Raw genomic sequence first — 15,533 nt, 5'->3', positions numbered from 1 at the left:
TGCCTGGCTACAGCCTTAGCGGTAGTCGCTGAAGCCGTAGTCGTCCAGCGGCACCGCGGCACCGGTGGAGGTGCCGAAGCCGTCCGGGCTGTAGTAGCTGTCGTCGTAGGACGGGACAGCGTACGCGGCCTGACGCGCCTCTTCGGTGGGCTGCACCTGGATGTTGCGGTAGCGGTTGATACCGGTACCGGCCGGGATCAACTTACCGATGATCACGTTCTCCTTCAGGCCGATCAGCTTGTCGGAGCGGCAGTTGATCGCGGCGTCCGTGAGCACGCGGGTGGTCTCCTGGAAGGAGGCCGCCGACAGCCACGAATCGGTCGCGAGCGACGCCTTGGTGATACCCATGAGCACCGGACGACCCGAGGCGGGCTCGCCACCCTCCGCGACCACGCGGCGGTTGGCGGACTCGAACTCGGCGCGCTCCACCAGCGAACCCGGGAGGAACTCGGTCGCACCCGAATCGATGATGGTGACGCGGCGCAGCATCTGGCGGACGATCACCTCGATGTGCTTGTCGTGGATGGACACACCCTGCGAGCGGTACACCTCCTGGACCTCGTGGACCAGGTGGACCTGCACCTGACGCGGGCCCATCACGCGCAGCACCTCGTGCGGGTCGGCAGAGCCCTCGAGCAGCTGCTGACCGACATCCACGTGGTCACCGTCGGCGAGCAGACGCTCGGAGCCGTCGTCGTGCTTGAACACCCGCAGACGCTGACGCTTCGACAGCTTGTCGTAGAGCACCTCGTCCGAACCGTCGTCCGGAATGATGGTGATCTTGTAGAAGCGGTCGTCGTCCTCGAGCCGCACGCGACCCGACACCTCGGCAATGGGGGCCTTGCCCTTGGGCACACGAGCCTCGAAGAGCTCCTGAACTCGGGGCAGACCACCCGTGATGTCGTCACCCGCGACACCACCCTGGTGGAAGGTACGCATGGTCAGCTGGGTACCGGGCTCACCGATGGACTGGGCGGCGACGATACCGACGGCCTCACCGATGTCCACCAGCTTGCCGGTCGCCATGGAGCGGCCGTAGCAGGTGGCGCACACGCCGGTGCCGGTGGTGCAGGTCAGCACGGAGCGGACCTTCACCTCGGTGATGCCGGCCTCGAGCAGCGCCTCCAGGGCGGGATCGCCCAGGTCGTGGCCCTTCTCGACAATGACGTTGCCCTTGGCGTCGATCGCGTCGGTGGCCAGCGTCCGAGCGTAGGTGCTGGTCTCCACGTGGGCGTCGCGGATGACCGAGCCGTCGGCCTGACGCTCCGCGATCGGCACCACGATGCCGCGCTCGGTGCCACAGTCGGTCTCGCGCACGATGACGTCCTGCGACACGTCCACCAGACGACGGGTCAGGTAACCCGAGTCGGCGGTACGAAGCGCGGTGTCGGCCAGACCCTTTCGCGCACCGTGGGTGTTGATGAAGTACTCCAGAACCGTCAGACCCTCACGGAAGGAGGACTTGATCGGCTGCGGGATGAACTCACCCTTCGGGTTCGTCACCAGACCCTTCATACCGGCGAGGGTACGAGTCTGGGTGAAGTTACCCGTGGCGCCCGAGTCGACGATCGTGATGATCGGGTTGTCGGCCGGGTAGTGCGCGCGCAGCGCCTTACCGACCTCTTCGGTCGCTTCCTGCCAGATCTTGACCAGGGCGTTGTTGCGCTCCTGGTGATCGAGAGCACCACGCTGGTACTTCTTCTCGATCTGATCGGCCTGCGCGTCGTAGCGCGCCATGATCTCGGCCTTCTCGGTCGGCACGAGCACGTCCGACATCGAGACGGTCACGCCGGAACGGGTGGCCCAGTAGAAGCCCGCGTCCTTGAGCTTGTCGACGGTCTGCGCGACCACGATCATCGGGTAGCGCTCGGCCAGATCGTTGATGATCGCGGCCTGACGCTTCTTCGGCATCGGCTCGTCGATGAACGCGTAGTCCGCCGGGAGCAGATCGTTGAACAGCACCCGGCCCAGCGTGGTCTTGGTGGTCCACGCGTCGCCGCGCTGCCAGCCGTTCGGGAACAGCTCGGCCTCGACGTCCTTGGGCGGACGCTGATCGGTCAGCCGGATCTTGACCAGCGAACGCACGGTCAGCTCGCCGCGGTCGACGGCCATCTGCGCCTCGGCGGGCGAGGAGTAGACGCCGAATTCCGGCTCGTCCTTGGTGGCCGCGCGGTACTCGCCCTTCGCGCCCTCTTCCAGGCGGGTCAGGTAGTACAGACCGGTCACCATGTCCAGACGCGGCATGGCGAGCGGACGACCCGAGGCGGGCGACAGGATGTTGTTCGAGGACAGCATCAGGATGCGGGCCTCGGCCTGCGCCTCCGCCGACAGCGGCAGGTGCACGGCCATCTGGTCACCGTCGAAGTCGGCGTTGAACGCCTCACACACGAGCGGGTGCAGCTGGATGGCCTTGCCCTCGACCAGCAGCGGCTCGAAGGCCTGGATACCCAGGCGGTGCAGGGTGGGCGCACGGTTCAGCAGCACCGGGTGCTCGGCGATGACCTCTTCGAGGACATCCCACACCTGGGGACGCTGACGCTCGACCATCCGCTTGGCGGACTTGATGTTCTGCGCGTGGTTCAGGTCGACCAGACGCTTCATGACGAACGGCTTGAACAGCTCGAGCGCCATCAGCTTGGGCAGACCGCACTGGTGCAGCTTCAGCTGCGGACCGACCACGATGACCGAACGGCCGGAGTAGTCGACACGCTTGCCGAGCAGGTTCTGACGGAAACGACCCTGCTTGCCCTTGAGCAGATCGCTCAGCGACTTCAGCGGGCGGTTACCCGGACCGGTGACCGGACGGCCGCGACGGCCGTTGTCGAACAGCGCGTCGACGGACTCCTGAAGCATGCGCTTCTCGTTGTTCACGATGATCTCGGGCGCGCCGAGGTCGATGAGTCGCTTCAACCGGTTGTTGCGGTTGATGACGCGGCGGTACAGGTCGTTCAGGTCGGAGGTCGCGAAGCGGCCACCGTCCAGCTGCACCATCGGACGCAGCTCCGGCGGGATCACCGGCACGGCGTCGAGGACCATGCCCATCGGCGAGTTGCCGTTGGTCTGGAACGCGGCGACGACCTTCAGACGCTTGAGGGCGCGAAGCTTCTTCTGGCCCTTGCCCGTCCGAATGGTCTCGCGCAGGCTCTCCGCCTCGGCGTCGATGTCGAAGGTCTCCATGAGCTTCTGGATCGCCTCGGCACCCATTGCGCCGGTGAAGTATTCGCCGTAGCGGTCCTGCAGCTCGCGGTAGAGGACCTCGTCCACGATCAGCTGCTTGGGGGCCAGCTTGGTGAAGGTGGTCCAGATCTCGTCGAGCCGGTCCAGCTCGCGCTGGGCGCGGTCGCGCAGCTGACGCATCTCGCGCTCGCCGCCGTCCTTGACCTTGCGGCGGACGTCGGACTTGGCACCCTCGGCCTCGAGCTCGGCCAGGTCGGCCTCGAGCTTCTGGGCGCGGGCCTCGAGATCGGCGTCGCGCTGATCGGCGACGGTCTTCTTCTCGACCTCCATCTCCGCCTCGAGGGTGGAGAGTTCGTTGTGCCGCAGCTCGTCGTCGACGGCCGTGATCACGTACGCGGCGAAGTAGATGATCTTCTCGAGATCCTTCGGCGCGAGATCGAGCAGGTAGCCCAGACGCGACGGGACGCCCTTGAAGTACCAGATGTGGGTGACCGGCGCGGCCAGCTCGATGTGGCCCATGCGCTCACGACGCACCTTGGCGCGCGTCACCTCGACACCACAGCGCTCGCAGATGATGCCCTTGAAGCGGACGCGCTTGTACTTGCCGCAGTAGCACTCCCAGTCCCGGGTGGGACCGAAGATCTTCTCGCAGAAGAGGCCGTCCTTCTCCGGCTTCAGCGTGCGGTAGTTGATGGTCTCCGGCTTCTTGACCTCGCCAAACGACCAGTTGCGAATGTCTTCGGCGGTGGCCAGGCCGATCCGGAGTTCATCGAAGAAGTTGACGTCTAGCACGTAACTTCCTTTCCCCTGTTCGGGTTGAGTATGAGCAAAAGTGCAAAATCGGTTGCCCCGCAGCGCCTTTCAGCGCTGCGGGACCAATCGCTCACTGCGCCAGGTCGTCGACCGTCGCAGCCTCGTTGCGGGACAGGTTGATACCCAGGTTCGCCGCGGCGCGCTCCAGGTCCTCGTCGTCGCCGTCGCGCATCTCGATGGCGGCGCCGTCCGAGGACAGCACCTCCACGTTCAGGCACAGCGACTGGAGCTCCTTGAGCAGAACCTTGAACGACTCCGGGATGCCCGGCTCCGGAATGTTCTCGCCCTTGACGATCGCCTCGTACACCTTCACGCGGCCGACCACGTCGTCCGACTTGATGGTGAGCAGCTCCTGCAGGGTGTAGGCGGCGCCGTACGCCTGCATGGCCCAGCACTCCATCTCACCGAAGCGCTGACCACCGAACTGGGCCTTACCACCGAGGGGCTGCTGCGTGATCATCGAGTACGGACCCGTCGAACGCGCGTGGATCTTGTCGTCCACCAGGTGGTGCAGCTTGAGGATGTACATGTAGCCGACGGCCACCGGGTACGGGAACGGCTCGCCGGAGCGGCCGTCCAGCAGGATCGCCTTGCCGTCGTCGTTGATCATCTTCTCGCCGTCGCGGTTCGGCAGCGTCGAACCGAGCAGGCCGGTCAACTCCTCCTCGCGCGCACCGTCGAACACCGGGGTGGCGATGTTCGTGTCGGCGGGCTGGCCGAGCATTTCCTCGGGCAGCTTCTTGGCCCAGTCGGGGTTGCCCTCGACCTTCCAACCGGTCTTGGCGATGTAACCCAGGTGGGTTTCCAGCACCTGACCGATGTTCATACGACGCGGCACACCGTGGGTGTTCAGGATGATGTCGACCGGGGTGCCGTCCGGGAGGAACGGCATGTCCTCCTGCGGAAGGATCTTGCCGATGACGCCCTTGTTGCCGTGGCGACCGGCGAGCTTGTCGCCGTCCTGGATCTTGCGCTTCTGCGCGACGTAAACGCGCACCAGCTCGTTCACGCCCGGGGGCAGATCGTCGTCGTCGTCACGCGAGAAAACGCGCACGCCGATGACCTTGCCGGACTCGCCGTGGGGCACCTTCAGGGAGGTGTCGCGGACCTCGCGGGCCTTCTCACCGAAGATGGCGCGCAGCAGGCGCTCCTCGGGGGTCAGCTCGGTCTCACCCTTCGGGGTGACCTTGCCGACCAGGATGTCGCCGTCGCGGACCTCCGCGCCGATGCGCACGATGCCGCGCTCGTCCAGGTCCGCGAGGACCTCGTCGGAGACGTTCGGGATGTCCCGGGTGATCTCCTCGGCACCGAGCTTGGTGTCGCGGGCGTCGATCTCGTGCTCCTCGATGTGGATCGAGGTGAGCACGTCGTCCTCAACGAGGCGCTGCGACAGGATGATCGCGTCCTCGTAGTTGTGGCCTTCCCACGGCATGATCGCCACGAGCAGGTTCTTGCCCAGGGCCATCTCACCGTTCTCGGTGCAGGGGCCGTCGGCGAGCACGTGCCCGGCCTCCACGCGCATGCCCTCGTCCACGATCGGACGCTGGTTGGCGCAGGTGCCCTGGTTCGAGCGCTCGAACTTGCGCAGGCGGTACGAGCGGCGGGTGCCGTCGTCGTGCATGACGGTGATGAAGTCGGCCGAAACCTCTTCCACCACACCGGCCTTCTGGTTCACGACCACGTCGCCGGCGTCGACCGCGGCGCGCAGCTCCATGCCGGTGCCGACCAGCGGCGACTCGGAACGGATCAGCGGCACGGCCTGACGCTGCATGTTCGCGCCCATGAGGGCACGGTTGGCGTCGTCGTGCTCGAGGAACGGAATCATGGCGGTCGCGACCGACACCATCTGGCGCGGCGAGACATCCATGTAGTCGATGTCCTTGGCCGGGACGTATTCCATTTCCTCGTTGCCGTGGCGGGCGAGGACGCGCTCCTCGAGGAAGTTGCCGTCCGCGTCGACCGGCGAGTTCGCCTGGGCGCGGATGTGGCGGTCCTCCTCGTCGGCGGTGAGGTACTTGACCTCATCGGTGACGCGGCCGTCGACGACCTTGCGGTACGGGGTTTCGATGAAGCCGAAGGGGTTAACCCGGGCGTAGACCGAGAGCGAGCCGATCAGGCCGATGTTCGGGCCTTCCGGGGTCTCGATCGGGCACATGCGGCCGTAGTGCGACGGGTGGACGTCGCGGACCTCCAGACCGGCGCGCTCACGGGACAGACCACCCGGGCCCAGCGCCGACAGGCGGCGCTTGTGGGTCAGACCCGAGAGCGGGTTGTTCTGGTCCATGAACTGCGACAGCTGCGAGGTGCCGAAGAACTCCTTGATCGCCGCCACGACGGGACGGATGTTGATCAGGGTCTGCGGGGTGATGGCCTCGACGTCCTGGGTGGTCATGCGCTCACGCACGACGCGCTCCATGCGCGAGAGACCGACGCGGATCTGGTTCTGGATCAGCTCGCCAACCGTCCGCAGACGACGGTTGCCGAAGTGGTCGATGTCGTCGACCTCGACCGGAACCTCGACGCCGCCGGGGACGGTCATGAACTTGTCGCCCTGGTGCAGGCGCACCAGGTACTCGATCGTCGCGACGATGTCTTCCTTGGTCAGCACCGAACCCTGAACGGGCACACCGGCGTTGACGCCCAGCTTCTTGTTGACCTTGTAGCGGCCGACGCGAGCCAGGTCGTAGCGCTTCTCCTTGAAGAACAGGTTCTCCAGCAGGGTCTGCGCGGACTCCTTGGTCGGCGGCTCGCCCGGACGCAGCTTGCGGTAGATGTCCAGCAGCGCCTCGTCCTGACCCGGGGTGGAGTCCTTCTCGAGGGTGGACATCATGATCTCGGAGAAACCGAAGCGCTCGGTGATCTCCTCGGTGGTCAGACCCAGCGCCTTGAGCAGCACGGTGACCGGCTGGCGACGCTTGCGGTCGATGCGCACACCGACGGTGTCGCGCTTGTCGACGTCGAACTCCAGCCACGCGCCGCGCGACGGGATGACGCGCACCGAGTGCAGCGTCTTCTCGGTCGACTTGTCGATGGACTCGTCGAAGTAGACACCGGGCGAACGGACCAGCTGCGACACGACGACGCGCTCGGTGCCGTTGATGATGAACGTGCCCTTGTCGGTCATCATCGGGAAGTCACCCATGAAGACCGTCTGAGACTTGATCTCACCGGTGTTGTTGTTGATGAACTCCGCGGTCACGAACAGCGGTGCCGCGTAGGTCATGTCCTTGTCCTTGCACTCCTCGATGGAGGCCTTGACCTCTTCGAAGCGCGGGTCGGAGAAGGACAGCGACATGGAGCCGGAGAAGTCCTCGATCGGAGACAGCTCCTCGAGCACCTCCTCGAGGCCCCCGACGGGGTTGGTGACGTCGCCGCGCGCGGTGGCACGCTCACGCCAGTCTGCTGAACCGACCAGCCAGGCGAACGATTCGGTTTGTAGATCGAGAAGTCCGGGAACCTCCAGGGGTTCGCGAATCTTCGCGAAAGACACCCGCTTCGGGGCTCCGGGGATACCGGCCTTGGTCTGGGTGGAGACTGCCAAGATGCGTCCTTCCAGCACCTCACGCGCGTCGCGTGGTGGTCCGCGACCGTCGCTTGTCTGCTACGAATTCCGCTGGTTACGACCCGAACGAACCCGAAGCAGCAAACAGCGGAAGTAACACCGGAAGGTGGAACTTTCGTGATGCGATCGAGGTATGGACAGGAGGCAGCCAGCGCAACGTCCAAAACTACACCCAAACCTACGGGGGTGTCAAAGTACCACCCGTGGCGATCCGTGGGCGTCAACTTCGCCCCGGTGTGTCTATGTCGATATCCAGACGACCCGAGCGCCGGTAGCGACACAGCGAGTGACGGTCTCCACACGGATTTCCGACGAGGCCGAAGAGTCCGCTGGCTGCGTTCGCGAGGCCCACGTCGGCGTCCTGTCCCCTGTGACAGCCGCCGCTGTTGTGAATAGCGTGACGGCTCGGACGAAAGTCGTCAAGTGGCGGTCCGAGTTGACAAATCGCGAGATCGCCTGTCCCAGTACAAGATCACCTTGTGACGTTGCGCGATGCCGGAAAGACACCGGCACGCAACGGATACGGCGACCTATTTGCCGGTGATCGCCCAGGTCACTTGTCGGTGATCGACCGGGTCACTTGTCGGTGATCTCAGCGGCCAGCCAGTGGCCGTCGACCTTCTGCATGCGCAGCACGATCGGGCCCGAGGCGAGCGGTTCGGGCTTGTTGTCCTTGACCGCGGAGATGTTCAGATTCACCAGCAGTTCGGCCCGGTCACCGGTGAGCAGCGTCACGCCGATGGGATCGGTTTTGACCTGGGTGTCGGTCTGGGTCTGCTTGATGGTGTCGACCGTGGTGTCGACGTATTTGGCGAAGTCCTTCTGCATCTTGTCGGTCAGCACGGAGTTGACCGAGGACTTCCACTTGTCGATCTCGGCGGCCTTGTAGCCGTAGAGGGTGGTCAGCGCGTGATCCGCGGCGGCCTTCACCTCGTCGGTGGCCTGATTGTCGACGTAGGCGAGATTGCCCGAATCCGAATTGGGCTTGGACACCCAGTGATTCACCGCACCCACGATGGCGAAGGCCAGCAGCAGCGCCGACAGCGCCGCGCAGATGGTGGCGACACCCCAGTTGGGCCAAAATCCGCCCTCCCGGGTCGGCTTGGAATACTGTTGCGGGGCAGTCTTTTTGGACAGGCGCGGACCGCGCGGCGGGGTGGCGCGCGCGGCGGTTCGATCGGAAGACCCGGAGGTGGACCGGGTGTTCTTGGCGGTCACGTCCGCGGCGGTGGTGCGGGCGGCCGTGCCACGTTGGGCGGCCGGGCGGCGCGGGGTGACCCGGTTGACGGGGCGCTTCTTGTTGGCCATGGTCACTCCCTCCTAGTTGCCGGGTGCGGGGGTCGGGGTCGCGGCGGGCTGCTGCGCGTTCTGCGCGCCGGTGCCCAGGGGCACGGGCTCGCCCAGGTTCTGGGCCTTCTCGGCCTTCCAGGTGCTGCCGACCTTGACCAGGTCGAGGGTCCACAACTGGCGGAAGGTGGCGGGCTGGCCGCCGGGCCAACTGCGGGTGATCTTCAACACCGCGAAGGCCGACGCGTGGTCGAGTTCGCTGTTGAGCGAGGTGAGGGTGATGCCCTCGACCGCGGCCTCGATGCGGGTCTTGGAGTCCTGAGCGGTCTGCTTGAGCTGATCCTGCCCGTCCTCCTGCTGCTTGAGCAGGTCTCCGGTCATGGATGACCGGATATTTGCCAGCGAACCGTCGATGTCATCGGGATTGATGGACATGAGGTTCACGGCCGCCTGCCGGGCGTCGGTGAGCGCCGCGTCGCGGGCCTGCGCCCGGGTCTCGTCCTTGTGATCACCGAACCAGAGGAAGCCCATCACGGCCGCCGCTACGACGGAGACGACCAGCAGCGCGGCCGCGCCGAGGGTGATCAGACGCCGTAGGTCCGGGCCGCCGGACCGGACGGCCGCGGGTGGCGGCGTCACGGGCTCGGCGGGCTGGGATGGCTCGGCGGGCTGGGATGGCTCGGAGGTCGCGACGTCAGCCCAGGAGGCGTCCGGGTTCGTTTCGGGAACCGACTCGGTCGTCGGCTTCTCGAGGTTCTCCCCCGATTCGCTGTCCTTGTGCTGGCTCACGCCGCCACCATACTTTCCTCTCTTCGCGCCCTCGCTGGGACTTGTTTTCGCGGACCCGCGCGCGGGTCGGTGCCACTACTTGGGCGTGACGCCCATCAGGGTCGCCAGCTGGGTCGCTACCGGGTTCAGGTTGAGCTTGTCCGGGTCGTACTTGGGCTTGTCGTCCCACGGCTGCGGGACGCTCGGGTCGGCCAGCTCGGCGCGCGCGCCGCCGCGCACGTCGGTCTCGCTGCCCTGCGGGACCGCGCAGCCGGCCTGCGTGTTGAACGGGAAGTCGTCGCGGGTGTCGTCGAAGTTGGGGTTCTGGGCCTTCATCTGGTCCAGAATCCGTTGCGTGCCTTCGTATCCGACGGTGCAGGCGGGCGGGTTGTTGGTCTCGAGCACCAGGCCGAAGTGGGTGGTGCCGTCGCCGGGCGCGGTGGAGGAGCCACCGAGCGGGAGCAGCGGCAGCATCTGCAGCACCGGGCCGAGCGCGTAGAACTTGGGCGAGATGGCCAACAGCAGGATGCGCAGGTTGGTGAGGTCCTTGGTGAGGGCCGGGCCGCTCTCCTGCAGCAGCCGCTGGATCGAGGATCCGGCGTCGGTGCCGGTGCCGATGAGGCGGCGGATGTCCGGGTCGTTGGACTTCAGCTGCGCGGTGAGCTTGTCCAGGCCATCGCTGAACTGCAGGATGGCCGGGGACTGGTCGGCCTGGGTGCCCAGCACGGTGCGGGCCGAGCGCAGCAGCGCGAGGGTCTGCTGCAGATTGTCGCCGCTGGCGGCCGCGCTGAACTTGTTGAGCGAGTCGACCAGGATCTTGAGGTCGTCGCCCCGGCCGTCGAAGGCCTTGCCCAGTTCGGTGACGGCCGTGGACAGCGCCTTCAGGTCGGTGGTGCTGGAGAAACGGTCGACGCTGGAGAGCAGGTCCTGCACCGGAATCGGCGTGGTCGCCCCGTCGATCACCGAGCCGTCGTGCAGGTACGGCGAACCGTCCTTGGACGGCACCAGATCCACGTATTGCTCACCGATGGCGGACCGGTCGGCCACCACGGCCTTGGCATTGGCCGGGACCTTGGGCGCCCCGGAGGTCATCTCCAGGGTGATGAGCACGCCGTCGGGGGTGACGTCGAGATCGCCGACCCGGCCCACGGGCACACCGCGGTAGGTGACCTCCGCGCCCTTGGACAGATTGCCGGTCTCCTTGGCCTGCACCTTCACCTTGTACAACCCGAAGCCCAGCATGTTGTCCAGCCGAACGTATTTCGCGCCGACGAAGACGACGCCGATCACGGCGATGATCGCGAAGGCGATCAGCTGATTGCGCACCAGACGTGTCATCGCGGACCACCCACTCCCAGCTGCTCGAGGATCGATCCCAGCGGATCGGTCGGACCGCTCGCCCCGGTGGGCCGCGCCACGGTGGGCGGCAGCGGCAGCAGCGAGACCGTCGGCCAGCCGCCGCGCGGCCCGTTGCCGTTGTAGTACGGGTTGGTCGGATCCACGTTCACCTGCCGCCCCTGCGGCGGGATGTACTGCGGATCCGGCCGGCCCACACCGAGATTCGTCAGCAGCTTGCCGATCTGCAGGTCCACCGAGAGCCAGGTGTTGACCTGGCCGCCGAAGGCCGACTTGATGGCCTCGTCGGGGAACGGGTAGGTCGGAATGAGCGGGAACGCGGTCACCAGATCATTGGCCGAGGCCCCCAGCGCCTGCAGCGTGGGCCGCAGCGAGGACAGGTCGGTGATCAGGTTGTCCTTGGAGTGGTTCAGCACGTCGAATCCGGCCTGCCCCACGCGATCCAGCTGCTGCAGCAGCTGAATCAGTTGCGGCCGTTGCTCGTCGAGGATCTTGATGCCCGCGGGCAGCTCGTCGAGGATCTTGGAGATCTGGGTGGTCTGCTGCCCCACCCGGGTGCTCAGCGTGTCGAGGCTGTCCAGCGCGCGGGTGATGTTGTCGACCTGGTCGTCGAGGCCCTTGATCAGGGTGTTGGCCTGGACCAGCAGATCCCGGACCTTGCCCTCGCGACCGCCCAGGGTCTTGTTGAGCTCCACCACGATCGGCTGCAGCTGCGCCACGCCGCCGCCATTGAGCAGCAGCGACAGCGCCCCGAGCACCTGCTCCACCTCGGTGGCGGTGCGGGTGTTCTCGACCGGGATCTTGTCCCCGCTCTTCAGCGGCGCGGTGTCGGCATCCTTTGCGGGAGCGGACAGTTCGATGTACTTCTCACCCAGCAGGTTGGTCTGCTTGACCTCGGCGTGGGCATTGGCGGGCAGCTTCACGTCATCGTTGACCAGCACCTGCACGCTGGCTTCCCAGGCGTTGTCGGGTGCGATGCGGATCTTGTCGACCCGACCCACGGCCACGCCGTCCACCTTCACCGACGACTGCGGGACCAGGTCCAGCACATCGGCGAAGCGGATGTCGATGTGCATGGCGTTCTTGCCCACGTTCGGGCCGCCGGGCAGCGGAATGCTGTCCGCGCCACAGCCCGCGGCCACCATGGTGACCACACCCATCGAGGTGGCGAGCAGGGCGACGCGCTTGGCGCGGCCGCGGCGAATGCGTGCGGCGCTCATCGCTGTCCACCTTCCTGCTGCGACGGCGGCAGCTGGTCGGACGGAGTGCCGGGCACCGAGCCGGGCACCGCGTTGCGCTGCTCGTTGTCACCGCTGAGGATGCCGAAGGGCAGCACCAGGGTCGGCGTCTTCACGCCCGCGGTGATCTGGTCGGTGATCGCCTTGCAGCTGTTGAGGATCGGGCCGAGCTGACGCGAGATGGCGTCGAACTTGGGATCGCCGGGGCGCAGCTTGCCCAGGTCCAGCATCTTGCAGATGACACCGAACGGGTCCTGCAGATCGGTGAAGTTGGGCCGCATGTCGAGCGTGCCGGTCTCACCGTTGTGGACATTGATCAGGTTGCTCAGCGCGGTCGGGATGAGCGGCAGCGCCTTGGCCAGATCGTCGCGCTGATCGGCGAGGGTCTGGGTGAGCTTGGTCAGCGCATCGGCGTTGGACTGCACCAGATCCCGGTTGTTGTCGATGAACCGGGCCACGTCGCCGAGCGCGACCGAGAGCAGGTTCAGCGCGTCGCCGAGGGTCTGGCGCTCGTCGGAGAGGAACCCGGCCAGCGAGGCCAGCTGGGTGTTGAAGGTCCGCACCTGCGCGTCGTTGTCGGCCAAGGTCTGCACGAAGGTCTGCAGGTTCTTGACCGTGTCGAAGATGTCGGTGCGCGAATCGGAGAGCGCGTGCGCGGCCTTGGACAGCTGGGTGAAGCTGTTGCCCAGCGCCTCGCCGTTGCCGGAGAGGTTGTCGGCGGAGGTCCGCACCAGCTGGTTCAGCGCACCGTCCTTGTTGGCGCCATTGGGGCCCAACGCATCCGAGAGTTCGGTGATGGACTTGTAGAGCCGGTCCACCTCGACCGGGGTCGCGGTGCGATCCTTCGGGATGGTGGCGTCGCGGCCCATCTTGGGTCCGCCCTTGTAGGCGGGCGCGAGCTGGATGTAGCGGTCCGACACCACCGACGGGGTGATCTGAGCGGCCTTGGCATCGGCGGGGATGTCGTATTTGCGGTCGACCTTCATGACGACCTTGACCACGTCGCCCTGCGGCGTCACCGAATCCACATGTCCCACCGGCACACCCAGGATGCGGACGTCCGAACCCTCGTAGATGCCGATGGACTTGTCGAAGTAGGCGGTGATGGTGGTCGTGTTGAGCTTGTCGAAGCCCCACCAGGCGACGCCCGCGAGCACGACCGCCAGGACGGCCACCGCGGCGATGACCTTGCTCTTGGTGCTGGTCCCGCGCAGGGCGGTGAGCGGATTCTGCGCCACGGCTTAACCTCCCAACTTTCGGATCGGGTCGCGATCGCCCGGAATATCGGGCAGCGCGGGCGGAATCAGGTTCGTGATGACCGCGTCGAACCAGCGGCCGGTGCCCAGCACGTTGGAGTACAGCCCGTAGAAGGGTGCGGCCAGGGTGAGGGTCTTGGAGATGTCGGCCTGGTGGTCGTTGAGCAGATCGATCGTCTTCTCGAGGTTGGTCAGCGCCGGGCCGATCTGTTCCTCGTTGTCCTTGACCAGCGCGCTCAGTTCGGCCGCAACGGTTTTCGCGCCGGTGAGCAGCTGGTGGATGGCCTGCTGGCGCACGTTCAGCTCGGCCAGCAGCTCACCGCCGTTGGCGAGCAGCCGCTCGAATTCCTGATTGCGGTCGGCCAGCACCTTGGTGGTGGTCTTGGTGGCGGCGAACAGCTTCTTGAGCTGATCGTCACGCTTGGCCAGGGTCTCCGAGAGCCGGGCGACACCGTCGATGGAGCCGCGCAGTTCCGGCGGCGTGGCCGAGAAGGCGTCCGAGAGCACCTGGAAGCTCTGCGCCAGCTGCGCGGTATTGGTCTCCTCGATGTTCTTGGCGGCGTCGCTGAAGGCGTCCACCACGTCGTAGGGAGACACGGTGCGCGACAACGGGATCACGTCCGACGGGTCGAGCAGCTTGGTGCCCTTGGGATCCAGCGCCAGATACTTCTGCCCGAGCAGGGTCTTGATCTGGATGGAGGCGGTGGTCTCGTTGCCCACCCAGGCGTCCTGGGTGCGGAAGTCCACCAGCACCTTGTCGCCGTCGAGCCGGACATCGGAGACCGAGCCGACCTTGACGCCCGCGATGCGAACCTCGTTGCCCTTCTTCAGACCCGCGGCCTCGGAGAACTCGGCGGTGTACTTGGTACCGGCGCCCAGCAGCGGCAGCTTGTCCAGGTTGAACGCGGACAAGGTGATCAGCAGGACCATGAGCAGACCGAGCCCGCCCATGAATGCCGGACTGCGCTTACCCAATACGATGCGGTCGTCCATCAGCGGCCTCCCTTCCCATGGCAGCGCGGGGCCGGATTCGTGTAGATCGGCTGGTTCACGGTCGGCATGTTCTGCAGTGCGGGTGGGAAGTTCAGCTGCGGCGCGTCCTTGATGCCCGGTCCGGCGACGATGTCGATGCCGCACAGGTAGAACTGGAACCAGGAGCCGTAGGAGGCCGCGCGCCCGAGCTTCTCCATCTTGATGGGCAGATTGGTCAGGCCCTCGTCGACCTCGCCCTTGCGGTCGTTGAGCGTGCCGGTCAGCTGGTTCAGACCCGCGATGGCACCCTGCAGGTTCGGCCGCACCGGCACCAGCAGATCCGCGGTGGCCGAGGCCAGATTGCCCAGCGAGGTGACGGCCGAGCCGATGGTGCCGCGCTCGGCATTGAGCCCGCTGACCAGCGCCTCGGTATTCACGATCAGCTGATCGAGCTGGTTGCCGCGCGAATTGATGCTGTCCAGCACGGCATTCAAGTTCGTGATCAGCGATCCGATCACCGCGTCCTTGTCGGCCACCTTGTTGGTGAGCGAGGCGGTATTGGCGACCAGATCCGCGATGGTGCCGGACTCGCCCTGGAAGACCTGAATGATCTCGTAGGACAGCTTGTTCACGTCCTCGGGCGTGAGCGTCTGGAACAGCGGGCGGAAGCCGTTGAACAGTTCGGTCAGGTTGACCGCGGGCTTGGTGCGCTCGAGCGGGATCGTCGCGCCCTTGTTCATCTTGCGGCCCTGCTGCCCGGTGCCCTGCTCCAGCGCGATGTAGCGCTGGCCCACCAGGTTTCGGTACTTGATGGTCGCGGTGGTGGAGGCGGGCAGCCAATCCCGGTCGGTCAGTTCGAATTCCACATTGGCCAGGCGCTTGTCCACGATGGACACATTGGTCACCTTGCCCACGCGGACACCCGCGATGCGCACCTCGTCGCCCTTGTTCAGCGACGTCACATCGGTGAAGCGGGCATTGAACTTGGTGCCGCCGCCACCGTAGTTGGCGATGGTCATGGCCAGCACGCCCGTCAGGAAGACCGTGACGAGAATGAAGGCGATCAGTTTGGTCAGCGTCGGCCCGAGGCCGCGCAACAGATCC

9 protein-coding genes are annotated in these 15,533 nt (G+C 66.1%); all 9 read right to left on the bottom strand.

Annotation, left to right across the window (positions count from 1 at the left end; all coding sequences use genetic code 11):
• Positions 1 to 15 precede the first annotated feature (15 nt).
• On the bottom strand, positions 16 to 3,969 hold the full coding sequence (locus tag VMT65_RS01075; RefSeq protein ID WP_326306002.1) for a DNA-directed RNA polymerase subunit beta': 3,954 nt from the start codon (positions 3,967 to 3,969) through the stop codon (positions 16 to 18).
• 91 nt (positions 3,970 to 4,060) lie between these two features.
• Entirely contained in the window at positions 4,061 to 7,549 is a 3,489-nt protein-coding gene (gene rpoB, locus VMT65_RS01070; protein WP_326306001.1) for a DNA-directed RNA polymerase subunit beta, read from the bottom strand.
• A 579-nt stretch (positions 7,550 to 8,128) separates the two neighbouring features.
• A complete protein-coding gene (locus VMT65_RS01065; RefSeq protein WP_326306000.1) occupies positions 8,129 to 8,860 on the bottom strand; it encodes a hypothetical protein in 732 nt (243 codons plus the stop codon).
• Positions 8,861 to 8,872: 12 nt separating this feature from the next.
• Positions 8,873 to 9,628 carry a hypothetical protein gene (locus VMT65_RS01060; RefSeq protein WP_326305999.1) on the bottom strand — a complete coding sequence of 252 codons (756 nt, stop codon included), beginning with the start codon at positions 9,626 to 9,628 and terminating at the stop codon, positions 8,873 to 8,875.
• A 75-nt stretch (positions 9,629 to 9,703) separates the two neighbouring features.
• Positions 9,704 to 10,945, bottom strand: coding sequence for an MlaD family protein (locus VMT65_RS01055; RefSeq protein WP_326305998.1), 1,242 nt, complete (start codon positions 10,943 to 10,945; stop codon positions 9,704 to 9,706).
• A complete protein-coding gene (locus VMT65_RS01050) occupies positions 10,942 to 12,183 on the bottom strand; it encodes an MCE family protein (RefSeq protein WP_442790156.1) in 1,242 nt (413 codons plus the stop codon). The genes VMT65_RS01055 and VMT65_RS01050 overlap by 4 nt, the downstream gene beginning before the upstream one ends.
• Positions 12,180 to 13,439, bottom strand: a complete 1,260-nt coding sequence (locus VMT65_RS01045) for an MCE family protein (protein WP_326305997.1) — start codon at positions 13,437 to 13,439, stop codon at positions 12,180 to 12,182. Before VMT65_RS01045 ends, VMT65_RS01050 begins: the two co-directional genes overlap by 4 nt.
• Positions 13,440 to 13,442: 3 nt before the next feature.
• Positions 13,443 to 14,450 (bottom strand): MCE family protein, encoded by a 1,008-nt coding sequence (locus tag VMT65_RS01040; protein ID WP_326305996.1) that lies wholly within the window; start codon positions 14,448 to 14,450, stop codon positions 13,443 to 13,445.
• The gene (locus VMT65_RS01035) at positions 14,450 to 15,526 is read right to left on the bottom strand and encodes an MlaD family protein (protein ID WP_326307400.1); all 1,077 of its coding nucleotides are present in this window, start codon (positions 15,524 to 15,526) and stop codon (positions 14,450 to 14,452) included. The genes VMT65_RS01040 and VMT65_RS01035 overlap by 1 nt, the downstream gene beginning before the upstream one ends.
• Positions 15,527 to 15,533: the final 7 nt, after the last annotated feature.

This window comes from Nocardia sp. CDC153 (assembly GCF_035818515.1).
GTDB lineage: Bacteria > Actinomycetota > Actinomycetes > Mycobacteriales > Mycobacteriaceae > Nocardia.
Note: the sequence above shows the minus strand (reverse complement) of the source record. Positions and strands in the feature narration are given on the sequence as shown.